Raw genomic sequence first — 23,515 nt, forward strand, 5'->3', positions numbered from 1 at the left:
TTCGTCCCCTCGAGCATCGCTGCTCATCCGGCCGGGCCACGAGAACGTCCTTCTGCGACCGGCACCGGCCGGACGGCGTCGGGGTAGGCCAGGCGGGGCTTGAACCCGCGACCGACGGATTATGAGTCCGCTGCTCTGACCGGCTGAGCTACTGGCCCGTGCGCCCTGGGCAGGGCGTCGTCGAACTTACCACGGGCCGAGCCCATGACCTGGCGCGATGTGACGCGTGCACGCGGTACGACGGCCGTTGAGCGCCGACCCGGAGCCAGGACGTGCCGCGCCCCGGCACGGGTCCACGGTGGTGTGGTTAGATGCGTCATAGTGCCCGGCGGGACGCCCGCTCGGAGGTGCGCCCAGGTGCTGCTCCTGCTAGAGTCTTCCAGGTCGATCCCGCATAGCTCAATCGGCAGAGCATTCGACTGTTAATCGAAGGGTTGTTGGTTCAAGTCCAACTGCGGGAGCCACAGGAGGAGAACAGCCCCGGGGTCACTCCGGGGCTGTTCTTCGTTCACCAGGTTCTCGTGAAGGAGCAGGACGATGTCCTCTGTCCCCGATGATCGCTTCGAGCTCCCCGAGGACTTCGGCCCGGGAAGCGTCTGGGCCGACCGCTCCGGCCACCGCACCCTCGTCGGCCGCAACCAGCGCGGCGTCGAGATCCCGATCGGACTGGGCGAGGGCGAGATCAGCCCCGGCGAGCTCCTGAAGCTCGCCGTGATCGGCTGCGCCGGTATGAGCAGTGACGTCAACCTCTCGCGCCGTCTGGGCGAGGACTTCGACATGCGGCTGTGGGCGCACGGTCTCTCGGAGGACTCCGACAACCGGTACCACTCGATCGCCGAGCAGGTGCAGCTCCCCGTGGAGCAGCTCACCGAGGCCGAGACCGCTGAGATCACGAAGGTCTTCGGGCGCGCCGTCGCCGCCGGATGCACGGTCGAGCGCACCATCGTCCCCGGCGTCGAGGTCACCCACGAGGTGCTCGGCGGAGCCGGGGCCGCCCCGGAGGCGGAGACCGCGCACGGATCCGCGGAGAGCTCCCTCCCTGCCACGGGCGAGGACGCCGAGGCGACGGGGCAGGTCGAGCGATGACCATCCGGCCCATCCGCATCGTCGGCGACCCGGTTCTGCGCACCCCGTGCGACCCGATCAGGACGGTCACCGACGCCACCCGCAACCTTGCCCGGGACCTCATGGACACCGTCGACGACGAGGGCCGCGCCGGCGTCGCGGCCAATCAGATCGGGGTAAGCCTGCGCGCGTTCTCCTGGAATCTCGAGGACCACGGCGTCGGGCACATTCTCAATCCGGCCATCGTCGAGCTCTCCGAGGAGACCCAGGACGACGACGAGGGCTGCCTGTCGATTCCCGGTCTGTTCTTCCCGCGCACCCGCAGCGCCTATGCGCGGTGTGTGGGCACGGACGTCGACGGCAATGACATCGAGCTGGCCGGAGAAGGAATCGTCGCCCGGCTGATCCAGCACGAGGTCGCACACCTCGATGGCGAGCTCTACATCGACGGGCTCGAGAGGTCCGTCAAGAAGAAGGCATTGCGCCAGATCAGAGAGACCCTCTAAAGTAAGGCCAGGACACAGACCCGGTCTTGCATCTCATTTCCGTCCGGACGGTACCGATTCGTTGGGGAAGACGCATCGGAAACCGGAAGGAACGAGATGACTCAGGGCGTTCTGTATGTGCACTCCGCTCCGCGAGCCCTCGCACCGCATATCGAATGGGCCGCCAGCGGAGTCCTCGGCATGCCCTCGCGCATCCATTGGGACGAGCAGCATGTCGGCCGCGGCCTGGTGCGCGCCGAGATGACGTGGCGGGGCCGCGAGGACACCGGCGCGCGGCTCGTCAGCGCACTGCGCGGCATGCACGAGGTGCGCTTCGAGGTGACGCAGGAGGCGACCGCGTCCACGGACGGGGCGCGCTGGAGCTGCACCCCGGAGCTCGGCATCCACCACGCCGCGACCGACCACGCCGGCAACACGGTGCTCACCGAGGACCGCGTGCGCGGATGCATGGAGCGTGCGGGGGATGATCCCTCGGCGCTGCGCCGCGAGCTGGGCATCGCGCTCGGGGAGCCCTGGGACGAGGACCTCGAGATCTACCGGCACGCCGGCGACGGCGTGCCCATGCGCTGGCTGCACCGCGTCGGCTGATTCCCGCCTCGCCCTCGTCGGGCCACCGGCAGGTCGGGCACCGCGCCCGACGCGAGAGCGCCGCATCTGGCCAGGAGATGCGGCGCTCTCTGTATCCTGCGTGGTCGCGGCGAGATCCTGCGTAGTCGCGGCGAGATCCTGCGTGGTCGCGGTGAGAATCCTGTGGTCGCTGCGCGACCCGGCGCTCAGGCGCTGGTGAAGAGCACGGCGACGTCGTGCCCGCCGAAGCCGAAGGCATTGTTGAGCACGGCGATGTCACCACCGGGGAGGTCCACCGGCTTGTTCTGAGCCACGTTCAGCGAGACCTCGGGATCGAGGTTTTCGATGTTGATCGTGGGCGGGGAGACGCGGTGGTGGGAAGCGAGGACCGAGAAGACGGATTCCAGCGCGCCCGCGCCGCCGAGCAGGTGGCCGGTCATCGACTTGGTCGAGGTGACCACCAGCTGATCGGTGATCCCGTCCAGCGCATCGGAGACGGCGTTGAGCTCGCTGATGTCGCCGAGCGGCGTCGAGGTGCCGTGGGCGTTGACGTGGACCACGTCGGCCGGCGCGAGGTCGCCGTCGGTGACCGCCTCGCGCACCGCGCGGGACTGCCCCTCGAGCGAGGGGGCCGAGATGTGGTACGCGTCCGAGGCCATGCCGCGTCCCGAGGCGTAGGCGTACACGCGGGCACCGCGGGCGGCGGCGTGGTCCTCGCTCTCGAGCACGAGGATGGCTGCGCCCTCGCCGAGGACGAAGCCGTCACGGTCCACGTCGTAGGGCCGGGAGGCGTGCTCGGGATCGTCGACGCGGGGGGAGAGGGCGCGGATGTTGGCGAAGCCGGCCAGCGGCAGGGGATGCACGCAGGCCTCGGTGCCGCCGACGACCACGACATCCGCGCGGCCCGAGCGGATCATGTCCATCCCGCCGGCGACCGCCTCGGCGCCGGAGGCGCAGGCCGAGACCGGCGTGTGGGCGCCGGCGCGGGCCCCGAGCTCGATCTCGATGTGCGCACTGGAGGAGTTCGCCATCAGCATCGGGACGGTGAAGGGGTTGACCCGGCGGGCGCCGCGCTCGCGCACCACGTCCCACTGGTCCAGGATCGTCCACACTCCGCCGATGCCGGTGCCGACGACCACGCCCAACCGGGTGGGATCGACGTCGGGCGTTCCCGCATCGGCCCAGGCCTCGCGGGCGGCGATCATCGAGTACTGGCCCGAGGGGTCCAGCTTCTTCGCCTCGGGTCGGGCGAGGTGCTCGAACGGGTCGATGGCGATCTGGCAGGCGAAGTCCACGGCCAGGCCGTAGCGCTCCTTCCAGTCGTTCTCGAGCGTACGGGCGGTGGAGGTACCGGCCAGCGCGGCGTTCCAGGTGGAGGCGACGTCACCGCCGAGCGGGTTGACGGTGCCGAGACCGGTGACGGCGACACGGGAGCGGGAAGCGGACATGCGGACCTCCAGGTCGGGTGGGCGAGAAGGCGGCGACGCCCGGGACGGGAACGTCCCGGGCGTCAAGCGGGGATCAGGACTGCGCGCCCTCGATGTACTTGACGGCGTCGCCGACGGTGGCGAGGTTCTTGACCTCTTCGTCGGGGATGCGCACGTCGAACTTCTCCTCGGCGTTGACCACGATGGTCATCATCGAGATCGAGTCGATGTCGAGGTCGTCGGTGAAGGACTTCTCGAGCTTGACGTCCTCGGTGGCGACACCCGTCTCCTCGTTGACGATCTCGGCGAGGCCCTCGAGGATCTCGTTCTCGGTGTGTGCCATGGGTTCTCCTTAGGTCTATGGAATGTTGGCGGTCAAAGACTACCCGCGTCGCGGCCGGGGATCCGGCAGCCGAGGCGTGATAGTGGCACGGGCGTGACGCGGGTGACAAGCACCCCGGCGCGACGTGTCCGCAACGGTCAGGGGAGGACGAGCACCTGGCCGGCGTAGGCCAGGCCCGCGCCGAAGCCGAACTGGACCAGGACGTCGCCGCTGCGGACGGCTCCCTCCTGGATCAGGCGGTGGGTGGCCAGGGGGATCGAGGCGGCCGAGGTGTTCCCGGTCTCCGCGATGTCCCGGCCGATGACGACGTCCTCGCGCAGCTGCAGCTGCTTGGCGAGCTCGTCGACGATGCGCATGTTGGCCTGGTGGGGGACGAACACGTCGACGTCCTCGACACTCAGCCCGGAGGCGTCGAGCATCTCGCGGACCTTCTGGGCGGTGTGCCACACGGCCCAGCGGAACACCGTGCGACCGTCCTGCTCGAGCGTGGGCCAGTCGCCCGTGCCGTCGCGGAAGTCGATCATCGAGCCCGTCATGCGGATCGTGTCCCAGCTGTCTCCGTCGCTGCCCCAAACGGTGGGGCCGATCTTCGGCTCGTCGCTGGGGCCGACGATCGCCGCGCCGGCGCCGTCGCCCAGTAGGAAGGAGATCGAACGGTCGGTGGGGGAGACGAAGTCGGAGAGCTTCTCGGCGCCGATGACCAGCACGTGGCGTGCCGCTCCGGTGCGGATCAGGGCGTCGGCCTGGCCGATGCCGTACGCGAACCCGGCGCAGGCCGCGGAGATGTCGTAGGCGATGACATCGGGGCGGCCCAGCTCGCCCGCCAGCAGCGTCGCCAGCGACGGCGTGGGATACGGGAAGGAGATGGTCGAGACGATGATCGCATCCAGCGTCTCGAGGTCGATCCCGGAACTCTCGATCGCCTCCTTCGCCGCGGTCAGCGACAGGTCCTTGACGCCGACGTCCTTGCTGGCTCGGGTGCGGGTGATGATCCCAGTGCGCTGACGGATCCACTCGTCCGAGGAGTCGATCGGGCCGACCAGGTCATCGTTAGGCACGACGAGATCGCCGCGGGCGGCACCGTAGGCAAGGACCTGGGATCCCGGGACGGTGGGGCGGTGCTGGAGGGAGACTCGCGCTGCCATGTCAGTGCTCCTGGCCTTCGGACGCGGCGACACCGGCGTGCTCGTGCACCAGGTCGCGGGCGGCCTCGAGATCGTCGGGCGTGTTGAGGTTGACCGTCGCGACGCCCTTGACGTCGCGCTTGGCCAGGCCTGTCAGGGTGCCGGCCGGCGAGAGCTCGACCATCCCCGTCACGCCGCGCTCGCGCAGCGCGCCCATGCACGCCTCCCAGTCGACGGGGGAGGCGACCTGGGTGACGATCAGCTCGAGGTAGCGGGACCCGGTGGAGACCGATTCGCCGCCGGCGTTGGAGATCAGCGGCGAGGACGGGTCCGCGACGGAAAGCGTGGGAACGAAGCCGGCGAGTTCATCGCGGGCTCCGGCCATGTACGGCGTATGGAACGCGCCGGCAACCGGGAGCGGGATCACCCGCGCCCGCGACGGCGCATCCTCGGCCAGGGCGGCGAGAGCGTCGGTCGAGCCGGCGGCGACCACCTGCGCGGCGGAGTTGATGTTCGCGGCGTGCAGTCCGTGGCGCTCGATCGCGGCCAGGACCTCGTCGCGGGCCCCGCCGACGACTGCGGCCATCCCCGTGGGCTCCGCGGCGGCGGCCTTCGCCATCGCCTGGGAGCGGACGGCCACCAGACGCATCGCATCCTCATCGCTGAGGACGTGGGCCAGGGCGGCGGCGGTCAGCTCGCCGACGCTGTGGCCCGCGATGACGTCGGCCGGCGGCAGATCGGGGCCGTCGTCCTGGGGACCGAGCTGGGTGCCGGCGATGATGCCCGCCGCGACCAGCAGCGGCTGAGCGATGGCCGTGTCGCGGATGGTGTCGGCGTCGGACTCGGTGCCGTGACGCAGGAGGTCCACGCCGGCGGCCTCGGACAGTGAGGCGAGCATCGCCTCGACGCCGGGCAGCTCACGCCACGGGCTCAGGAATCCGGGCTTCTGGGCCCCTTGGCCGGGGCAGACGATCGCGAGCACGAGGACCTCCAGGACGGGGGGATGCGGGGAGCGGCGCTCGGGGGTGCGGCGCCGTGAGGGGAAGCGGACGCCGGGTCATCCATCGCGCACGAGGGATGACCCGGCGGTGATCAGGACTCGCCGCCGAACGAGCCGGACTGGCCGGCGTTGACGTTCAGCAGGTCGTACTTGTCGATGGCCTGGCGGACCACCGCGGCGTCGATCTTGCCCTCGCGGGCCAGCAGCTGCAGGGTCTTGACGACCATGGAGTGCGCGTCGATCTTCAGGTGGCGGCGAGCCGCCGGGCGGGTGTCGGAGAAGCCCCATCCGTCGGCCCCGAGCACGCCGTACTGCCCCGGGACCCATTCGCGGATCATGTCCGGGACCATGAAGTCGTAGTCGGAGGTCGCCACGAACGGGCCGCTGACGCCCTCGAGGCGCTGCGAGATCCACGGGATGCGCTGATCCTCGGGGCTGAGCAGGTTGTGCTTCTCCGCCTCCAGGGCCTCCTTGCGCAGCTCCGTCCAGGAGGTCACCGACCAGACGTTGGCGCGTACGCCCCAGTCCTCGGCCAGCAGCTCGCGGGCGTGGCGGGCCCACGGCACGCCGACGCCGGAGGCCAGCAGCTGTGCCTCGGGCCCGTCGCCCTCGGGCAGGCCCTCGACGACGTACATGCCCTTGAGCAGGCCTTCGACGTCCAGATTCTCCGGCTCCGCGGGCTGGACGATCGGCTCGTTGTAGACGGTGATGTAGTAGAAGACCTCCTGCAGGCGGTCGTCCTCGCCGTACATGCGCTGCAGACCGTCGCGGATGATGTGGCCGAGCTCGTACCCGTACGCCGGGTCGTAGATCACCGCGCCGGGGTTGGTGGCGGCCAGGATCGGCGAGTGGCCGTCCATGTGCTGGAGGCCCTCGCCGGCCAGTGTGGTCTTGCCGGCCGTCGCGCCGATGACGAAGCCCTTGGCCATCTGGTCCCCGGCGGCCCAGAAGAAGTCGCCGGTGCGCTGGAACCCGAACATCGAGTAGAAGATGTACAGCGGGATCATCGGGAAGTCGTGCGTGGCGTACGAGGTGCCCGCGGCGGTGAAGGCTGCCGTGGAGCTGATCTCGTTGATGCCCATGTGCTTGATCTGGCCGGAGGTGGACTCCTTGTAGGCCAGCAGCAGGTCACGATCGACCGAGAGGTAGTTCTGCCCGTCGGGGTTGTAGATCTTCGCCGTCGGGAACAGCGAGTCCATGCCGAAGGTGCGCGCCTCGTCGGGGACGATCGGGACCCAGCGCTTGCCGGTCTCCTTGTCACGCATGAGGTCCTTGAGCAGACGCACCAGTGCCATGGTGGTGGCGATCTCCTGCTTGCCCGACCCGCGACGGGTGACCTCGTAGGCCTTGTCGCCGGGCAGCTCGAGCGCCTTGTGCTCGGTGCTGCGTGAGGGCATGGGCCCGCCGAGCTCCTCGCGGCGCTGCTTGAGATACTTCATCACCGGGGCGTCGTCATCCGGCAGGTAGAGCGGGGCGTCGTAGACGCTGCCGGACTCGAGCTGCTCATCGGTCACGGGGATGCGCAGCGTGTCGCGGAGCGCCTTGAGATCCTCGAGGGTGAACTTCTTCATCTGGTGGGTCGCGTTGCGGCCCGCGAAGTTCGTCCCCAGCCGGTATCCCTTGACGGTCTGGGCGAGGATGACGGTCGGCTTGCCCTTCTGGGCCATGGCGGCCTGGAAGGCGGCGTAGACCTTCTGGGCGTCGTGCCCGCCGCGGTTGAGCTTCCACCAGATGTCGTCGTCGGAGAGGTCCTCCACGAGCGCCTTGGTGCGCGGATCGCGCCCGAAGAAGTTGTCCCGGATGAAGCCGCCGGATTCGGCGCGGTACGTCTGGTAGTCACCATCGGGAGTGGCGTTCATCAGGTCGATGAGCGCCCCGTCGGTGGACTTGGCCAGCAGGGGATCCCAGCCGGAGCCCCAGACGACCTTGATGACGTTCCAGCCCGCGCCGCGGAACTGCGCCTCGAGCTCCTGGATGATCTTGCCGTTGCCGCGCACCGGCCCGTCGAGCCGCTGCAGGTTGCAGTTGATGACGAAGGTGAGGTTGTCCAGGTGCTCCTTGGCGGCGATGTGCAGCGCGCCGCGGGACTCGACCTCGTCCATCTCGCCGTCGCCGAGGAACGCCCAGGTGTGCTGCTCGCTGGTGTCCTTCAGCCCGCGGTTGCTGAGATAGCGGTCGAAGGAGGCCTGCTCGATCGCCGCGACCGGGCCGATGCCCATCGAGACCGTCGGGAACTCCCAGAAGTCCTGCATCGCCCGCGGGTGCGGGTACGAGGGCATGCCGTGCTCGCTGGAGAACTCCTGGCGGAAGCCGTCCAGATCCTCCTGGCCGAGGCGGCCCATCATGTAGGCGCGCGCGTAGATCCCGGGGGAGGCGTGGCCCTGGAAGAAGACGTGATCGCCGCCGCCGGGGTGGTTGCGGCCACGGAAGAAGTGGTTGAAGCCGACCTCGTACATCGTGGCGATGGAGGCGTAGCTGGAGAGGTGGCCGCCGACGGCGACCCCGGGGCGCTGGGCGCGATGGACGAGCATCGCTGCGTTCCAGCGGTTGATGTTGCGCAGCTCCTTCTCGAGCTCCACGTCACCGGGGTACTCGGGCTGCTCCTCGACGGGAATGGTGTTGACGTAGTCCGTGGTCAGCGACTCCGGAAGCTCCAGGTCGCGTTCACGGGCGTGCTGGATGAGGCTCTGGACGACCTCCGAGGCGCGCTCGTCGCCCCGGTGCTCGACGAGTCCGTCGAACGAGTCCAACCACTCCTGCGTCTCCTCCGGGTCGGGATCCTGCGCGTGACTGGGCAGGTTGATGCCGATGGGACGAGGGGTCTCGTGCGAACTCACACTGTCCTTCTCTCTTCGGGAGGCGATGGACCGGCCGTGGGAGCAGTGGAACGCCGGCGGGCCCGGCTCCTTCGGCCTCGGTCCGAGCAAGCCTACCGTCGCCGGGGCGTGGAGGGACCTTCACGATCCCTCCTCAGGTGTGAGACGCCGGACACCCCGTACGGGCGCGTCGGAGTCACAGGCCCGCAGGTGGCGGAGGGTGCGGACGGCCCTCATCGCCCGGTGCCACCTCGAATCTCACCCGCGTGCGCCCCTGTAGTGCAGGAGGGTGGCTCGTGACATAGAATCGGCGCGCAGAGTTCGGTCCACCGTCCCCTCGGGCACGGCCGGACCTGCCGTATCTGCTTTGCCCCATCCTGTGAGGAGCCTTTTCTTGTCACCGTCGGCCGACGCCCCTTCGCCCAGCTCTCTTGCCGAGGCGCTGACGTTCACCTCGGGCCAGATCGTGCAGGAGTTCGGCTACGACGATGATGTCGACCTGGATCTGCGCGACGCGATCGAGGACCTCATCGACGGTGAGCTCGAGGACGAGGACTGCCAGGAGATCGTCGACGCCGTGATCATGTGGTGGCGCGATGGTGACGGCGACCTGACCGACGCGATGGTCGACACCCTCACCACCCTGGCGCCCGGCGCGCCCGTGTGGGTGCTGACCCCCAAGGCGGGCCGCGACGGGCACGTGCCCCCGGGAGAGATCCAGGAGAGCGCCGGGGTCGCCGGTCTGCGCGTCCTGACCACCGTGAGCCTCGCGCCCGATTGGACGGGGACCCGCCTGGCCAGCCGCCCGAGCTGATCACCGCCCTCGCGGCGGCCTCGCCCGCGAGGTGACCGCGCCTCGCGCGCGGGCGCGCGGCGTGCGATAGAAAGGGTCACCTGAAGGAGGTCCGGGGGCGCAGCTCCCGTCCGGGTCGTTAGCTCAGCTGGTCAGAGCGTCTGGTTTACACCCAGAAGGTCGGGGGTTCGAGCCCCTCACGACCCACCACGAGACACGGTGCACGGACACCGCTCAGCTCCGGCTCGCGCCCGGCGACGGGGTGCACCGACCTCACCGCATGCACCGCCTCACGGGGCGCACCGACCTCACGGCGTGCGCCGGGCTGTGGACCCTCGGAGCGGGGTGTGCGTCGGCCGGAGGGAAGCGTTCGTCAGCGGGTGACGACGTAGGCGAGCACCAGCAGGCACGGCACCGCGAGCGCCGCGCAGCCCCACACGACCGCGGTCCGCCGGTCCTGGGCACGTTCCTCATCGGTACGGGGCCGCTCACCGCCGGGGAAACCGGCCGCCTCGGCCTCTTCACGATCACGGTTGCGACGCACCAGCAGCCGGCCGATGATCACGATCAGGAAGGCAAGGATCGTCACGCCGAAAAGGAGCAGGATCAGGGTGTCGATGGCGGATCCTCCTGACGGGATGGAACGGATGTGGACAGGATCTCATGGCCTCGGGCAGCCGCCTGGGCGGTTCCTATACTGGAGGACCATCGCGGCAGGCTCGGACCGTTCTCGCACAGTTCGCCCGGGTGACCGCGACCGGCACCTATCGAAGGAGGAGCCGCGCAGGTGAGTGCACCGAGCAGACCGTTCGACGTCGAGGCGATCAGGGCGGATTTCCCGATCCTCGGCCGCATGCTGGACGAGGACACCCCGATGATCTACCTGGACGGGGGCGCCACCTCGCAGCGGCCCCAGCAGGTGATCGACGCCGAGGTCGCCTACCTGACCCACGACCACGCAGCGGTCAAGCGCGGCGCTCACCGGATGGCCACGGCCGCCACGGACGCCTTCGAGGACGCGCGCGAGACGGTGGCCGCGTTCTTCGGCGCCGCCACACCCGACGAGATCGTCTTCACCGGCAATGCGACCGAGGCGCTGAATCTGGTCGCCTACTCCCTCGGCAACGGTGATGAGTCCACCCCGGAGCACCTGCGGGTGCACGAGGGCGACGAGATCCTGGTGACCGAGATGGAGCACCACGCCAACCTGGTCCCCTGGCAGGAGCTGGCCCGGCGCACCGGCGCCACGCTGCGCTGGATCCCGCTGGCCGACGACTTCACCCTGGACCTGACCGGTCTGGACGCACTGGTCACCGAGCGCACCAAGGTCGTCGCCTTCGCCCACCAGTCCAATGTGCTCGGAACCGTGAATCCCGTCGCACGGCTGGTCGAGGCCGCACAGTCCGTGGGCGCGCTGACCGTCCTGGATGCGGCCCAGTCCGCCCCGCACATGCCGATCGACCTGGCCGCACTCGACGTCGACTTCGTCGCGCTGTCCGGCCACAAGATGCACGGCCCCACCGGCATCGGCGTGCTGTGGGGCCGCTACGAACACCTCGCGGCGCTGCCCCCGTTCCGCACCGGCGGATCCATGATCGAAGTGGTCCATCTCGACCACTCGACCTTCGCCGCGCCGCCGGCCCGGTTCGAGGCCGGCACGCCCCCGATCAGCCAGGCCGTCGGCCTCGCCGCCGCCTGCGATTACCTCACCGCTCTCGGCATGGAGCAGGTCGCCGAGCACGAACGGGCCCTGACCGACCGGGCGCTGCGCGGGCTGGCAGCGATCGACGGGATCCGCATCATCGGCCCCGCCGCCTCCCCGGAACGGGCGGGCGCGGTGTCCTTCGCCCTGGCAGGCCGCCACCCGCACGACGTCGGCCAGGTGCTCGATTCCCTCGGCCTCGAGGTGCGCGTCGGGCATCACTGCGCCTGGCCGCTGCATCGCCGCTACGAGCTGCACGGGACCACCCGCGCGAGCTTCTCCCTCCACACCACCGCCGCGGAGGTCGACGCTCTCATCGCGGGCGTCCGGCACACCGCCGACTTCTTCGGATCATTCTCATGAGCACAGCACTGAACTCCCTGTACACCGAGCTCGTCGTCGAGCACGACAAGCGCCCTCTGCACGAGGGCCTGCGCGAGCCGTTCGACGCTGAGGTCCACCACGTCAACCCCACCTGCGGGGATGAGATCACCCTGCGCCTGCATCTCAGTGGCAGCGGCGAGGGCCAGCGTATCGAGGACGTCTCCTATGACGCGATCGGCTGCGCCATGAGCCGGGCCGCCGCGTCGATCATGGCGGACCTCCTGATCGGCCGCACCGTGGCCGAGATGGATCCGGTGCGGGAGCACTTCGAGGCGGCCATGGGATCGCGTGGCCGCATCGAGGGCGACGAGGAGCTGATCGGTGACGGCGTCGCCCTGCTCGGAGCCGCCAAGTTCCCCGCGCGCGTGAAGTGCGTGCTGATGCCGTGGAAGGCCTACCAGGCGGCGCTGGTCGAGGCCCGGGCGCTCGGCTCATGAGCCGCCCGCACACTGTCGGTCCTCTGGCGGCGGCCACGGTGGGATCCGTGACCGGTCTGCTCGAGGAGACCTATCCGCTGTCCTGGGCGGAGTCCTGGGATCGGGTCGGTCTGGTGCTGGGGGAGCGAGGGGCCGACGTCCGACGGGTGCTGCTGGCCGTGGACCCCACAGTGGCGGTCGCCGAGGAGGCCGTGGACCGCGGCGCCCAGCTGCTGGTGACCCACCACCCGCTGCTGCTGCGCGGGGCCAGCTTCCTGCCCGCGGACCAGGGCAAGGGCGCCGTCGTCACGGACCTGCTGCGCGCCGGCACCGCCCTGTGGTGCGGTCACACCAACGTCGACCGGTCCACGCTCGGCACCGTCGGCGCCTGGATGAGCGCCTTGGATCTCCAGGATCCTCGGGCCCTCGTGCCGCCCCCGGAGAGCACGATGGCAGCCCACGGGTCACAGCTGTTCGGCCTCGGGGCGATCGGCAGCCTGCCACGGGAGATGAACGTCGCCGAGTTGACCGCAGCCGTGGCCGGCATCGTCCCGCCCACGGCCCGCGGAGTCGTCCACACCGGCCCGGCGAGCCAGCCTGTCCGGACCGTGGCCGTGTGCCCGGGCGCCGGCGACTCCTTCCTGGAGCAGGCCCTCGCCGCAGGTGTGGACGCCTACATCACCTCGGATCTGCGCCACCATCCCGCTCTGGAGCACCTCGAGGCCGCTGCGGACCACGCGGCGGTGCCGGCGCTGATCGACGTCCCGCACGCGGCGAGCGAGGCGCTCTGGCTGCCGCTGGCCCGCGACCTGCTCAGCGACGCCGTGCCCGGCCTGGACGTCGTGATCAGCGAGCACACGACCGATCCCTGGGGCGGCCGCGCCGGCTGACCCGCCGCCCAGCGGACCAGCCGCCCAGTGGACCAGCCAGGTCAGGCGATGTGGTCGACGATGACGAGGCGGTCTCCCTCCAGTTCCACGCGGAGACCGCCGCCGAGGGCCGGCTGCAGCAGATCCACGACGTCATCGGCCGAGGCCGGAGTCGTGCCGGCCGCCAGCAGCGATCGCGTGACGAGTCCGCGGTAGCGCTTGGCATCGTGGGAGACGACCTTGCGCGCACCGCCGCGCTCCTGGACGGGTGAGACCTCGAGGACCCGCACTGCCGGGTCGGTGCGCAGCTGCATCATCGAACGGTACGAGCCGGAGCGGCAGTCGATGACCACCGGCGATCCACCCTCCGCCTGTTCCTTCTGCAGGCGCTGCGCCGTCGGCCGCAGCCTCTGGGTCCACCAGGAGCCGGCCTTCCCGAGTCGGGAGACGGCGGAGGTCGCCGAGAGCCGGTAGGCGGGGATCCGGTCGGTGCCGGCGTCGACGAGTCCGAACAATGCGCTCTGGACGAGAAGGCGGCGGTCCGGCGCGGGGCGGTGCGCGGGGTCCAGCTGGTCGTAGAGCACCCCGGAGTACACCGCGAGCGGGGGAGCGGCCGGCTCGTGCTCGAGGTCTGCCATCCGCTGGACGAGCTCGGGGGAGGAGGCTGGGACACCGAGCTTCGCGGCGGCGTCCTGGGTCCCCGCCGTCCGCTGGGCGGCCCGCAGCATGGTCCGTCGGGCCTCGAGCAGCTCGGGCAGCGCCATCGCCTCGAGGTCGAGCGGGCGGGCCTCGGCCTCGGGTGGTCGTGTCTTGGTCTCCGAGGGCGGCAGCAGGATCAGCATCTCTCCATTCTCGGAGGCCGATCCGCCCTGCCATGGCACCTCGGGAGGCGCAGTCGCGAGACTTTGCGCACGTCAGCGCACCGTCGGTGACGACCTCACTGGCGGCCCGAGTGCGCGGTCGGCGTAAACTGGACGGCGGACCAGTCGGCCGGGCAGTCGCGTCCTCGGGGCTCGCGCTCCGGGGCCGAGGAAAGTCCGGGCTCCGCCTGGCACGGTGGTGGGTAACGCCCACCCGGAGTGATCCGCGGGACAGTGCCACAGAAAGCAGACCGCCGCCTGAGCCTTTCGGGGCGCGGGCGGTAAGGGTGAAAGGGTGGTGTAAGAGACCACCGCGGTCTCGGTGACGAGGCCGGCACGGTAAACCCCACCGGGAGCAAGGTCGTACAGGGAACGTTCGAGGGTGCCAGCCCGAGTTCCCGGGTGGACCGCTGGAGGTCGTCGGCAACGGCGATCCGAGATGGATGACTGCCGCTCACAGAACCCGGCTTACAGGCCGGCTGGTCCCTCATCACCCTCCGCCACCGCTGCGCCGGTAGGGAGGTGCAGCAATGTGGCGGTCAGCGCCGAGTCACCCTGCCTGAGCGTGCTCACGTCGCGCACCAGACCAGGAAGTTGCGCTCACCCCCGGGGCGGCCTGATCGGCAGACGCGTCCGGCCTGCCTGCTTCCCGCCGGACCCCTACTTCCGCGCAGAGCTCTTCTTCGGCGCAGAGGTCTTCCTCGACCCCGACGACTTGGTCGACCCTGACGACTTGGTCGACCCTGACGTCTTCGCCCCGGACGACGACCGGGACGAAGACGCCGACGTGCTGTTGCCGCTGCGGGCCGAACTCTTCGAGCCGGAGCTCTTCGACGCGGAAGCGGTCTTCTTCTGACCGGAGGTGGCCGAGCCAGAGTCCTTCTTCTGCGCCGAGGTCTGCTTCCGGCTGGAGGCGGACCGGCCGGAATCCTTCTTCTGGGCCCCGGTCTGCTGACGGGTCGAGGCGTCGGACCCCGAGTCCTTCTTCTGACCCGATGTCGACTGCGCCGAGTCCTTCTTCTGACTCGTGGACTTCTTCTGGCTCGTGGTCTTCTGACCGGACGTGGTGGCTTTCGTGCCGGAGCTCTTCGCAGACGACTTCTGCGCGCCGGTGGCCTTCCCGGACGAGCTCTTGGTGGCGCTCGATGCCTTCGTCGAGGCGGTGCTCTCGGCGGATTCCTCGGCCGGTGACCTGGTCGACGTCGCAGCGTTCTCCGTGGCATCGGTGCTCGCCGCGGACGTCGTCGAGCTCGCCTGCTTCGACGACGTCTTCGAGTTCGCCTGCTTCCCCGAGGACGCCGTCGACGGCGAGGACGTCTGCTCGCGAGAGGACGTCGAGCCGGATCCGTCGACATCATCCTCTGACCGTCGCGCAAGTGCCGCAGCGCCGATGATGCCTGCCTCGTTGCGCAGCTCCGCCGGCACGATGGGGGTGTTCAGCTCCAGGCGCGGGAGGAACTTCTCGTGCTCCTTGGAGACCCCGCCGCCGACGATGATGAGGTTCGGGCTGAAGAGGAACTCGACCAGGGAGAAGTACTTCTGGAGCCGCTTCGCCCACTTCTTCCAGGACAGGTCCTTGCGCTCACGAGCGGATTCGGCCATGTACTTCTCGGCCGAGTCGCCCTTGAGCGGAATGTGCCCGAGCTCCGTGTTCGGCACCAGGCGCCCGTCGACGAACATCGCACTGCCCACGCCGGTGCCCAGCGTGATCACCAGCACCACGCCCTGCTGGCCGCGGCCGGCACCGAACTCCATCTCCGCGATGCCGGCGGCGTCGGCATCGTTGACCACGAACACGTCGTGCCCGGTGCGCTCGGTGAACAGGGCGTCGGCGTCGGTGCCGATCCAGGACTTGTCGACGTTGGCGGCGGTACGGGCCACTCCCTGCTGGATGACGGCCGGGAAGGTCACGCCGACGGGCATGCCCTCGCTGATGTCGAAGCTCTCGATGAGCTCGCTGACCGTGTCGGCGACCGCGTCCGGTGAGGAGGGCTGAGGGGTCTTGATCCGCAGCCGGTCCGCGGCGAGCGCCCCCGACGCAAGATCCACGGGCGCGCCCTTGATGCCGCTGCCGCCGATGTCGATGCCGAACGCCTGCTCGGTCATGATCTGTCCTCGTTCCGTGTGCCGGGTCCCGGCGGTCTGTCCGCCCATCGCTGGCCATAGTGTGCCAAACAACCCGGATCCCCGCCGACGAGCCGCGCTGCCGACCCCGCCGACGAGGCGGCCGGCGGTGGCCCGAGCGAGCGCGGGACGGTCCGCTCAGAGGACGGTGAGCAGCTCCGGCCCCTGGTCGGTGATGACCATGGTGTGCTCGAACTGGGCGCTGAAGGAGCGGTCCTTGGTGACCACGGTCCAGCCGTCGTCCCACTGCTCCCAGTCCTGCGAGCCCATCGCGACCATCGGCTCGATGGTGAACGTCATGCCCTCGGCGATCACGTCGTCGAACATCGGCGCGGAATCGTAGTGGGGGATGACCAGGCCGTTGTGGAAGCCCTCGGCGACCCCGTGACCGGTGTAGTCGCGCACCGACTCGTACCCGTGGCGGGCGACGAACTTCTCGATCACGCGCCCGATGACATTGACCTGGCGGCCCGGCTTCGCCGCCTTGATGCCCCGCATCATCGCCTCGTGGGACTGCGAGACCAGGTCCTGGACGCGGGGATCGACCTCACCGACCTCGAAGGTGGCGTTGGTGTCTCCGTGGACCCCGTGGATGTAGGCGGTGACGTCCACGTTGAGGATGTCGCCGGACTGCATCACCGTCGAGTCCGGGATGCCGTGGCAGATCACCTCGTTCAGGCTCGTGCAGCACGACTTCTCGTACCCGAGGTAGCCGAGAGTGGAGGGGTAGGCCCCGTGCTGGATCAGGACGTCGTGGACGACCTCGTCGATACGGTCGGTGGTCACGCCCGGCTGGGCGGCCTCACCGGCGGCCTGCAGAGCGATCGCCGCGATGCGCGAGGCCTCACGCACGCGCTCGATGACATCCGCGCTCTGGATGTGGGGCCCGGTATCGGAGACGGCCTCGTCCTTGTCGACGTACTCGGGGCGCTCGATGCGTGCGGGCACGGGACGACGGGGGCCGACGGTGCCGGGGACCAGCACCTCTCGTCCTTCTGGACGGATCCATTTCTGCTCTACAGTCATATCCACCAGTCTCTCACCGATGCGGAAAGGAGCCCGACGTGACGGAGGGCACCGAGTTCTACTACAACCTCACCACGGGCAACGTCGAAGAGGGCCGGCAGTCGCCCGGCACCGAGCTGATGGGGCCCTACTCCACGCGTGCGGAGGCCGAGAAGGCGCTGAAGATCGCTGCGGCCCGGAACGAGGCGTGGCAGGAGGAGGACCAGGAGTGGGAGGATTACGGCGGATCCGCGGAAGGGTCCGAGCCGAAGAACTGACCCTGGAGAACTGACCCCGCGGCGCTCTTCGCTCGGCCGGCTGAGGTCAGTCGAAGGAGTGCTCCGGGCCGGGGTAGGACCGCTCGGTCACCTCGTCGCGGTACTGCGCGGCCGCGCGCTGGAGATCGGCGCGCAGATCTCCGAAAGCCTTGACGAACTTGCCGTGGAATCCGGACATGCCGGCCATGTCCTGCCACACCAGCACCTGCCCGTCGCAGGAGGGGCCGGCACCGATACCGACGGTCGGCACATGCACCACCTCGGTGATGCGTGCGGCGACCTGCGCCGGGACGAGTTCGAGCACGATCGCGGAGGCCCCGGCTTCCTGCAGCGCGACCGCGTCCTCGGCGAGCTGATCGGCTGCCGCGGCGTCCCGGCCCTGGACCCGGTGGCCCGACAGCGAGTTCACCGATTGCGGGGTGAAACCGAGGTGCCCCATCACGGGGATGCCGGCCTGCGTCAGCGCCTGGATCTGGGGGACGATCGCGTGGCCGCCCTCGAGCTTGATCATCTCCGCGCCGGCCCGGATCAGCTCGACACCGTGACGGACCGCGTCGGCCGGGCCCGTCTCGTAGGTGCCGAAGGCGAGGTCCGCCACGATCAGCGGGCGGTGGACGCTGCGGGCGACGGCACCGGTGAAGGTGAGCATGTCCTGATGGGTGGTGGCGGTGGTCGAGTCGTGGCCGAGCACGGTGGTGCCGACGGAGTCGCCCACCAGCAGCACGTCGATCCCGGCCGCCTCGAAGGCCTGGGCGGAGAACTGATCGTAGGCGGTGAGCATCGAGAACGGCCGGCCGCGCTCCTTGGCGTCCTGCAGATGACGGATGCGGACCTTGGCGGGACCGGAGGAACCGGTGCCGGAGGGGGTGCTCACGATGTGCTCCTGGAGGCGCATGGACGACGAGGGTCGCGGGACTCCTCGATCGCGCCCCGCGGCCCGGACCACCGGCAGCTGCGGCAGGTCCGTACCCGGCAGTCTAGTTCCGCGTGCCCGCCGAGCCGGCGAGCCCGATCGATTCCGGGCACGGTGCGCCAGGCCTCGTGGGGCGGCCATATGGGAGCCTTGTGGCCCGTCGGCATCCGCGCCGGCGCCGAGAGGGAGGATGGATGATGAGTTCGATCATGCGCACGACGGTTCGCCGCGCGGCTGCAGGTCTGGGCGTCCTCGCCATCGCGGCGGGGGCGGGGGCGTGCACCGGCGGCGACGAGGGGGAGACGGGCGGCCAGGAGACCGCGTCGCAGGAGAGCGACCCGGAGGCTACCCGCGAGGCCACCGGTCCGAGCGACGGTGGCGGCGAGGCTCCCTCGGACGCCGGCAGCGGCGAGAACGCGGGCGAAGTCGGCGAGCAGGACGTCTCGGCGGCGAAGGAGCAGATGATCGGCTTCATCCAGGCCCTGGGCGACAAGAACGCCGAAGCGGCCTGCGGCTTCGTCCTGGACCCGGCCACCGATCAGCCGGTCGAGGGGGCCTCCGCCACCGCCTGCGTCGAGACGATCACCGACAGCGACCAGTACCAGGCCCTGTCGCCGCAGGCGGCCGCGATGGTCACCGAGGACATGCTCGAGGCCGAGCCCCGGGACGACGGGACGATCGCGATCAGCGTGCCCGGGATCGACACCGAGGTGCCGATGGCGCGGGGGGACGACGGCAGCTGGTACATCAAGGCGCTCTGACCGGGATCGGGCCGCGGCCGCCCGCGGCCCGTTACCCGTTGCCCGCTGCCCGCTGCCCGTGCGGCAGACTGGTTGCATGGAACATCTCCACGATGACGTCATCCGGACCGTCTCCGACCGCGACGTGCGGTTCATCCGTCTGTGGTTCTGCGACATCGCCGGGACGCTGAAGTCCATCGCGATCTCTCCGTCGGACCTCGAGACGGCCTTCACCGAGGGCATCGGGATCGACGGCTCCACCATCGAGGGCCTGACCCGCAGCTACGAATCAGACATGATCCTGCGCCCGGATCCGGGCACGTTCGAGCTGCTGGCCTGGCGCGGCGAGACCAATGCGACCGGACGCATGATGTGCGACGTCCTCACCCCCGACGGCGAACCCGCCGCCGCCGACCCGCGCCGCGTGCTGCGCGACATCCTCGCCCGCGCCGAGGAGAAGGGCCTGGAGCTCTTCGCCCACCCCGAGATCGAGTTCTACCTGTTCGAGAAGCCCTACACCCAGGGCGACCGGCTGGTCCCGATCGACAACGCCGGCTACTTCGACCACGTCCACCGCGGCCAGGGCCAGGACTTCCGTCGCACCGCGATCGAGCACCTGGAGGCGATGAACATCCAGGTCGAGTTCTCCCACCACGAGAACGGGCCCGGCCAGAACGAGATCGACCTGCGCTACGCCGACGCGCTGACCACGGCGGACAACATCGTCACCCTGCGCACCGTGGTCAAGGAGGTGGCCCTGTCGATGGGGCAGGTGGCCACCTTCATGCCCAAACCGATGATCGACCAGCCCGGCTCCGGGATGCACACCCACCTCTCGCTGTTCCAGGGCGGCAAGAACGCCTTCCACGAGCCCGGCGCCGAGTACGGCCTCTCCCGCACCGGCCGCCAGTTCATCGCGGGCCTGCTGCGGCACGCCCCGGAGTACAGCGCCGTGACGAACCAGTGGGTCAACTCCTACAAGCGCCTGTGGGGCGCGCAGGAAGCGCCGAGCTACATCTGCTGGGGGCACAACAACCGGTCCGCGCTGGTGCGGGTGCCCTTCCACAAGCCCACCAAGGGCACCAGCTCGCGCGTCGAGTTCCGGGGGCTGGACTCCGCGGCGAACCCGTACCTGGCCTTCGCAGCCCTGCTGGCGGCGGGCATGGCCGGCATCGAGGGGGAGTACGAGCTGCCCGAGGGCGCCGAGGACGCGGTGTGGGACCTCACCGAGCGCGAGCGCCGCGCCATGGGGATCGAACCGCTGCCCACCGACCTGTTCCGGGCGCTGGAGAACTTCGAATCCTCCGAGCTGATGGCCGGCACCCTCGGCGAGCAGGTCTTCGAGTTCTTCCTGCGCGACAAGAAACAGGAGTGGCAGCGCTATCGCGAGCAGGTGACCGACTACGAGCTGGCCTCCACGTTCGGCCGGGTCTGAGGTGCGCCGGCCGATGACCTCCCAGCCCGCGACCGGTGCCGGCGGCCTCGCCCGCCTCGGCTTCACCCGGACCGACCGCGTCAGTCGCTTCCTCGCCGACCCGGCCCTGGCCGGGCTGCCCCAGGGAGCCGTGGCCCGCATCGGAGCCACGGCCGACGGCGATGATGCGGTGATCGGTCTGCTCCGCCTGGCCGAAGCCGCCGAGGGCTGCGGACACAAAGCGCTGAAGGACGAGTTCCTCGCCGGCATCGGGACGCCCGGCAGCGCCGGCGACCGGCTGATCCGGCTGCTGGGCACGTCCGTCGCGCTCGGCGACGTCCTCACCCGGCACCCGGAGCTGCTTGAGGCGCTGCGCGAGGGCGATGACGAGCTGGCCACGCCGGCCGCCGCCGTGCGCGAGCGGCTGCTGCGGGCGGTCGGCGCCGACCCGTCGGCCCCCGTGCCCGTCGCCGCCGAGTCCGGGCGGGAGGCCCGCGACGACCTGCGGGTCGCCTACCACGAACGACTGATCCAGATCGCCGCCGCCGATGTCCTCGCCGCGTCCCCCGAAGCTCTCCAGCCGCGGGTCTCGACCGCCCTCAGCGACCTGGCAGACGCCGCCCTGGATGCGGCCGCCGCGATCGCCCGGGCGACCGTCGAGGACCACGAGAAGGTCCGCTGGTCCGTGATCGCGCTCGGCAAGACCGGAGCGCGCGAGCTGAACTTCATCTCCGACGTCGACGTGATGCACGTGGTCGCCCCCGTCGACGATGCCGCCGAGGAGGAGCTGGTGGTGATCGGCTCCGCCCTCGCCCGGGAGCTGGCTCGCGTGTGCTCGGACCGCACGGCCGAGGGGTCCCTGTGGCAGGTCGATGCGAACCTCCGGCCCGAGGGCAAGGACGGTCCGCTGGTGCGGACCCTGGACTCGTACCGCCACTACTACACCCAGTGGGCCCACTCCTGGGAGTTCCAGGCCCTCCTGAAGTCGCGCGCCGCCGCCGGCGACCTCGAGCTGGGCCGGGAATTCGAGGAGATGGTCGAGCCCTGGGTGTGGAAGGCCTCCACCCGCGAGGGGTTCGTCGAGGACTCCCGCGCGATGCGCCGCCGGGTCATCGCCCACATCCCGCACGGCGAGGCCGACCGCAACATCAAACTCGGCCCCGGCGGCCTGCGGGACGTGGAGTTCACCGTGCAGATGCTGCAGATGGTCCACGGCCGCACCGATCTGGGTCTGCATGCGCGCTCCACGCTCCAGTCGCTCGCCCGGCTGGGCGAGGGCGGCTACATCTCCCGCAACCACGTCGCCGAGATGGACGCCGCCTACCGGTTCCTGCGCTGCGTCGAGCACCGCATGCAGCTGCACCGACTGCGCCGCACCCAGGTGCTGCCCACCTCCCCAGCCGACCTGCGACGCCTGGCACGCACCCTGGGCCTGACGCCGGACCAGTTCGACCAGAAGTACAACCGCACCCGCCGCCGCGTGCGCCAGCTGCACGAGGAGATCTACTACCGCCCCCTGCTGGAGACGGCCTCCACGCTCAGCGACGGCGAGATCCGGCTGAGCCCGGAGTCGGCCACGGCCCGCCTGGCAGCGATCGGCTACCGCGACGGGGCCCGCGCCCTGACCCACATCACCGCCCTGACCGAGGGCATCTCCCGGCGCGCGAAGATCCAGCGCCAGCTGCTGCCCGCGATGCTCGAATGGTTCGCCGACGGCATCGATCCCGACCTCGGCCTGCTCGCGTTCCGCCGGCTCTCGGACACCATCGGCTCCGCCCACTGGTACCTGGGCCTGCTGCGGGACTCGGGCCTGGCCGCGAAACGGCTGACCCGGGTGCTCTCCGGCAGTCGCTTCGTCGGCGAACAGCTGGTGCAGATCCCCGAGGCGGTGCGCTGGCTCGCCCGCGACGAGCATCTGCGCCCGCTCTCCCGCGACGTCCTGGGCCGGGAGTTCCTCGCCGTCATCTCCCGGGTCGACTCCGTCGAGGTGGCCCGCGACGTCCTGCGGCGCACCCGCAACCGGGAGCTGCTGCGGATCGCCCTGGCACACCTGACCGGTCTCTCCTCCGCGACCGAGGTCGCCCGCGCCCTCACCGACCTCGCCGAGGCGGTGCTGGAGGCGGGGCTGCTGGTCGCCTTCCATGTCGTCGCCCGCGAGCGCAAGGTGGTCGGCGCCGGCGCCGAGACCCTCGACAGCGTCGAGGAGGTCGATGTCGACACCGCCAAACGCCTGCGCGAGCGCCGCTCCGACCCGGCGCGCGCCCTCGGGGTGGAGATGGCGATCGTGGCGATGGGCAGCTTCGGTGCCCGCGAGATGGGCTACGCCTCCGACGCCGACGTCCAGTTCCTCCTCATCGATCGCGGGGCCGGGCACGCCGCCGGCGAGATCGGGGTGGCTGTGGCCACCCAGGTCCAGCGCATCCTCAACGCCCCCGCCGCCGGCACCGACATGAAGGTCAGCGCGGACCTGCGCCCCGAGGGGAAGAACGGCATGCTCGCCCGCAGCGCCGAGGCATGGATCGAGTACTACCGGCGGGACGCGCAGACATGGGAGAAGCAGGCGCTGCTGCGCGCCCGGCCCGTGGTGGCCTCGGAGGCCGTCGCGGCGCAGCTGCGGGAGGAGATGGACCGGCACCGCTACCCGGCGAGCGGGCTCGACGAGCGCGCGCGGCGGGAGATCACCCGCATGAAGGCTCGCGTGGAGTCCGAGCGCCTGCCGCGCAACGCCGATCCCTCCCGCCAGGTCAAGCTCGGCCGCGGCGGGATGACCGACGTCGAGTGGAGCGCCCAGATCCTCGCCATGGAGCACGCTCACGAGGTCGACGGGCTGCGCACCACCAGCACGCTGGGCCAGCTCGAGGCCGCCGCTGGGGCCGACCTGATCTCCGCCCGGGAAGCCGAGGAGCTCTCGGAGGCGTGGAAGTTGGCCTGGCAGGTCCGCCGCTGCCTGTTCCTGTGGAAGGGCCGCGAGGGGGACGTGCTCCCCACCGACCGCACCGAACTGCGGGCCCTCGCCCAGCTCATCGATGGCGAGGACGGCTCCGCCTCCGAGCTCGAGGAGCGGTACCTGCGGCTGACCCGCCGGGCCCGGCTGATCGCCGAGCGACTCATCTTCGGCCCCGAAGGGTGACCCGCCGCCGCGTGATTCTCGGCGCGTACGGCGCTGTCA

The 23,515-nt window shown here is 70.3% G+C and carries 20 protein-coding genes, 3 tRNA genes, 1 other RNA gene and 1 pseudogene; 14 read left to right on the forward strand and 11 right to left on the reverse strand.

Annotated elements, in window-relative coordinates:
• Positions 1-84: 84 nt before the first annotated feature.
• Positions 85-158, reverse strand: a tRNA-Ile gene (locus ACFQRJ_RS02945).
• 230 nt (positions 159-388) lie between these two features.
• Here ACFQRJ_RS02945 and ACFQRJ_RS02950 point away from each other — a divergent pair.
• From ACFQRJ_RS02950 to ACFQRJ_RS02965, 4 genes are all read left to right on the forward strand, one after another.
• Positions 389-464: transfer RNA gene (locus tag ACFQRJ_RS02950), tRNA-Asn, on the forward strand.
• 73 nt (positions 465-537) lie between these two features.
• Positions 538-1,086 carry an OsmC family protein gene (locus ACFQRJ_RS02955; RefSeq protein WP_377016871.1) on the forward strand — a complete coding sequence of 183 codons (549 nt, stop codon included), beginning with the start codon at positions 538-540 and terminating at the stop codon, positions 1,084-1,086.
• Entirely contained in the window at positions 1,083-1,571 is a 489-nt protein-coding gene (locus tag ACFQRJ_RS02960) for a peptide deformylase (protein ID WP_377016873.1), read from the forward strand. Before ACFQRJ_RS02955 ends, ACFQRJ_RS02960 begins: the two co-directional genes overlap by 4 nt.
• Positions 1,572-1,667: 96 nt before the next feature.
• A complete protein-coding gene (locus ACFQRJ_RS02965) occupies positions 1,668-2,159 on the forward strand; it encodes a DUF3145 domain-containing protein (RefSeq protein ID WP_377016875.1) in 492 nt (163 codons plus the stop codon).
• Positions 2,160-2,344: 185 nt separating this feature from the next.
• Here ACFQRJ_RS02965 and ACFQRJ_RS02970 read toward each other — a convergent pair whose 3' ends face one another.
• From ACFQRJ_RS02970 to aceE, 5 genes are all read right to left on the reverse strand, one after another.
• Positions 2,345-3,586, reverse strand: a complete 1,242-nt coding sequence (locus tag ACFQRJ_RS02970; protein WP_377016877.1) for a beta-ketoacyl-[acyl-carrier-protein] synthase family protein — start codon at positions 3,584-3,586, stop codon at positions 2,345-2,347.
• A 73-nt stretch (positions 3,587-3,659) separates the two neighbouring features.
• On the reverse strand, positions 3,660-3,908 hold the full coding sequence (locus ACFQRJ_RS02975) for an acyl carrier protein (RefSeq protein ID WP_377016879.1): 249 nt from the start codon (positions 3,906-3,908) through the stop codon (positions 3,660-3,662).
• 137 nt (positions 3,909-4,045) lie between these two features.
• Entirely contained in the window at positions 4,046-5,053 is a 1,008-nt protein-coding gene (locus tag ACFQRJ_RS02980; RefSeq protein ID WP_377016881.1) for a beta-ketoacyl-ACP synthase III, read from the reverse strand.
• A gap of 1 nt (position 5,054) precedes the next feature.
• Positions 5,055-6,014, reverse strand: a complete 960-nt coding sequence (locus ACFQRJ_RS02985; RefSeq protein ID WP_377016883.1) for an ACP S-malonyltransferase — start codon at positions 6,012-6,014, stop codon at positions 5,055-5,057.
• A 110-nt stretch (positions 6,015-6,124) separates the two neighbouring features.
• Positions 6,125-8,869, reverse strand: coding sequence for a pyruvate dehydrogenase (acetyl-transferring), homodimeric type (gene aceE, locus ACFQRJ_RS02990; protein ID WP_377016885.1), 2,745 nt, complete (start codon positions 8,867-8,869; stop codon positions 6,125-6,127).
• A 373-nt stretch (positions 8,870-9,242) separates the two neighbouring features.
• Between aceE and ACFQRJ_RS02995 the strand changes: the two genes are divergently transcribed.
• Positions 9,243-9,662, forward strand: coding sequence for a DUF3052 domain-containing protein (locus ACFQRJ_RS02995; protein WP_377016887.1), 420 nt, complete (start codon positions 9,243-9,245; stop codon positions 9,660-9,662).
• A gap of 112 nt (positions 9,663-9,774) precedes the next feature.
• A tRNA-Val gene (locus ACFQRJ_RS03000) sits at positions 9,775-9,851 on the forward strand.
• Positions 9,852-10,014: 163 nt separating this feature from the next.
• Here ACFQRJ_RS03000 and ACFQRJ_RS03005 read toward each other — a convergent pair.
• Positions 10,015-10,230: a hypothetical protein gene (locus ACFQRJ_RS03005; protein WP_377016889.1), complete on the reverse strand. Its 216-nt coding sequence runs from the start codon at positions 10,228-10,230 to the stop codon at positions 10,015-10,017.
• Positions 10,231-10,428: 198 nt separating this feature from the next.
• Here ACFQRJ_RS03005 and ACFQRJ_RS03010 point away from each other — a divergent pair, with 198 nt between their 5' ends.
• From ACFQRJ_RS03010 to ACFQRJ_RS03020, 3 genes are read left to right on the forward strand one after another with little or no spacing between them, the layout of a single operon-like run.
• Positions 10,429-11,706, forward strand: coding sequence for an aminotransferase class V-fold PLP-dependent enzyme (locus tag ACFQRJ_RS03010; RefSeq protein ID WP_377016891.1), 1,278 nt, complete (start codon positions 10,429-10,431; stop codon positions 11,704-11,706).
• The gene (gene sufU, locus ACFQRJ_RS03015; RefSeq protein ID WP_377016893.1) at positions 11,703-12,164 is read left to right on the forward strand and encodes a Fe-S cluster assembly sulfur transfer protein SufU; all 462 of its coding nucleotides are present in this window, start codon (positions 11,703-11,705) and stop codon (positions 12,162-12,164) included. The genes ACFQRJ_RS03010 and sufU overlap by 4 nt, the downstream gene beginning before the upstream one ends.
• A 47-nt stretch (positions 12,165-12,211) precedes the next feature.
• The gene (locus ACFQRJ_RS03020) at positions 12,212-13,033 is read left to right on the forward strand and encodes a Nif3-like dinuclear metal center hexameric protein (RefSeq protein WP_377016895.1); all 822 of its coding nucleotides are present in this window, start codon (positions 12,212-12,214) and stop codon (positions 13,031-13,033) included.
• A 41-nt stretch (positions 13,034-13,074) separates the two neighbouring features.
• On the opposite strand, the gene ACFQRJ_RS03025 is transcribed toward ACFQRJ_RS03020, so the two are convergent.
• The gene (locus tag ACFQRJ_RS03025) at positions 13,075-13,854 is read right to left on the reverse strand and encodes a YaaA family protein (protein WP_377016897.1); all 780 of its coding nucleotides are present in this window, start codon (positions 13,852-13,854) and stop codon (positions 13,075-13,077) included.
• A gap of 140 nt (positions 13,855-13,994) precedes the next feature.
• Between ACFQRJ_RS03025 and rnpB the strand changes: the two genes are divergently transcribed.
• Positions 13,995-14,359: RNase P RNA component class A (rnpB, locus tag ACFQRJ_RS03030), an RNA gene on the forward strand.
• Positions 14,360-15,237: 878 nt separating this feature from the next.
• Here the strand turns inward: rnpB and ppgK are convergent.
• A pseudogene (gene ppgK / locus ACFQRJ_RS03035) lies at positions 15,238-15,978 on the reverse strand (polyphosphate--glucose phosphotransferase); the annotation flags it as partial.
• A gap of 156 nt (positions 15,979-16,134) precedes the next feature.
• On the reverse strand, positions 16,135-17,022 hold the full coding sequence (gene map / locus ACFQRJ_RS03040; protein WP_377016899.1) for a type I methionyl aminopeptidase: 888 nt from the start codon (positions 17,020-17,022) through the stop codon (positions 16,135-16,137).
• A gap of 38 nt (positions 17,023-17,060) precedes the next feature.
• On the opposite strand from map, the gene ACFQRJ_RS03045 reads away from it, so the two are divergent.
• The gene (locus tag ACFQRJ_RS03045) at positions 17,061-17,279 is read left to right on the forward strand and encodes an SPOR domain-containing protein (protein ID WP_377016901.1); all 219 of its coding nucleotides are present in this window, start codon (positions 17,061-17,063) and stop codon (positions 17,277-17,279) included.
• A 46-nt stretch (positions 17,280-17,325) separates the two neighbouring features.
• Here ACFQRJ_RS03045 and panB read toward each other — a convergent pair whose 3' ends face one another.
• Complete coding sequence (panB, locus tag ACFQRJ_RS03050) at positions 17,326-18,174, reverse strand: 3-methyl-2-oxobutanoate hydroxymethyltransferase (protein WP_377016903.1); 849 nt, start codon at positions 18,172-18,174, stop codon at positions 17,326-17,328.
• Positions 18,175-18,389: 215 nt separating this feature from the next.
• On the opposite strand from panB, the gene ACFQRJ_RS03055 reads away from it, so the two are divergent.
• From ACFQRJ_RS03055 to ACFQRJ_RS03065, 3 genes are all read left to right on the forward strand, one after another.
• Positions 18,390-18,953, forward strand: coding sequence for a hypothetical protein (locus ACFQRJ_RS03055; protein ID WP_377016905.1), 564 nt, complete (start codon positions 18,390-18,392; stop codon positions 18,951-18,953).
• A 76-nt stretch (positions 18,954-19,029) separates the two neighbouring features.
• Complete coding sequence (locus ACFQRJ_RS03060; RefSeq protein ID WP_377016907.1) at positions 19,030-20,367, forward strand: glutamine synthetase family protein; 1,338 nt, start codon at positions 19,030-19,032, stop codon at positions 20,365-20,367.
• Positions 20,368-20,380: 13 nt separating this feature from the next.
• The gene (locus ACFQRJ_RS03065; protein ID WP_377016909.1) at positions 20,381-23,476 is read left to right on the forward strand and encodes a bifunctional [glutamine synthetase] adenylyltransferase/[glutamine synthetase]-adenylyl-L-tyrosine phosphorylase; all 3,096 of its coding nucleotides are present in this window, start codon (positions 20,381-20,383) and stop codon (positions 23,474-23,476) included.
• Positions 23,477-23,515: the final 39 nt, after the last annotated feature.

The sequence above is a fragment of the Brachybacterium sp. GCM10030252 genome, assembly GCF_042666535.1.
In the GTDB taxonomy this organism is placed as follows: Bacteria; Actinomycetota; Actinomycetes; order Actinomycetales; family Dermabacteraceae; genus Brachybacterium.

Coding starts and splice junctions, on each gene's coding strand:
- ACFQRJ_RS02955 (WP_377016871.1), top strand. CDS start 538: ATGTCCTCTGTCCCCGATGATCGCTTCGAGCTCCCCGAGGACTTCGGC.
- ACFQRJ_RS02960 (WP_377016873.1), top strand. CDS start 1,083: ATGACCATCCGGCCCATCCGCATCGTCGGCGACCCGGTTCTGCGCACC.
- ACFQRJ_RS02965 (WP_377016875.1), top strand. CDS start 1,668: ATGACTCAGGGCGTTCTGTATGTGCACTCCGCTCCGCGAGCCCTCGCA.
- ACFQRJ_RS02970 (WP_377016877.1), bottom strand. CDS start 3,586: ATGTCCGCTTCCCGCTCCCGTGTCGCCGTCACCGGTCTCGGCACCGTC.
- ACFQRJ_RS02975 (WP_377016879.1), bottom strand. CDS start 3,908: ATGGCACACACCGAGAACGAGATCCTCGAGGGCCTCGCCGAGATCGTC.
- ACFQRJ_RS02980 (WP_377016881.1), bottom strand. CDS start 5,053: ATGGCAGCGCGAGTCTCCCTCCAGCACCGCCCCACCGTCCCGGGATCC.
- sufU (WP_377016893.1), top strand. CDS start 11,703: ATGAGCACAGCACTGAACTCCCTGTACACCGAGCTCGTCGTCGAGCAC.
- ACFQRJ_RS03025 (WP_377016897.1), bottom strand. CDS start 13,854: ATGCTGATCCTGCTGCCGCCCTCGGAGACCAAGACACGACCACCCGAG.
- map (WP_377016899.1), bottom strand. CDS start 17,022: ATGACTGTAGAGCAGAAATGGATCCGTCCAGAAGGACGAGAGGTGCTG.
- panB (WP_377016903.1), bottom strand. CDS start 18,174: ATGCGCCTCCAGGAGCACATCGTGAGCACCCCCTCCGGCACCGGTTCC.
- ACFQRJ_RS03055 (WP_377016905.1), top strand. CDS start 18,390: ATGAGTTCGATCATGCGCACGACGGTTCGCCGCGCGGCTGCAGGTCTG.
- ACFQRJ_RS03060 (WP_377016907.1), top strand. CDS start 19,030: ATGGAACATCTCCACGATGACGTCATCCGGACCGTCTCCGACCGCGAC.
- ACFQRJ_RS03065 (WP_377016909.1), top strand. CDS start 20,381: ATGACCTCCCAGCCCGCGACCGGTGCCGGCGGCCTCGCCCGCCTCGGC.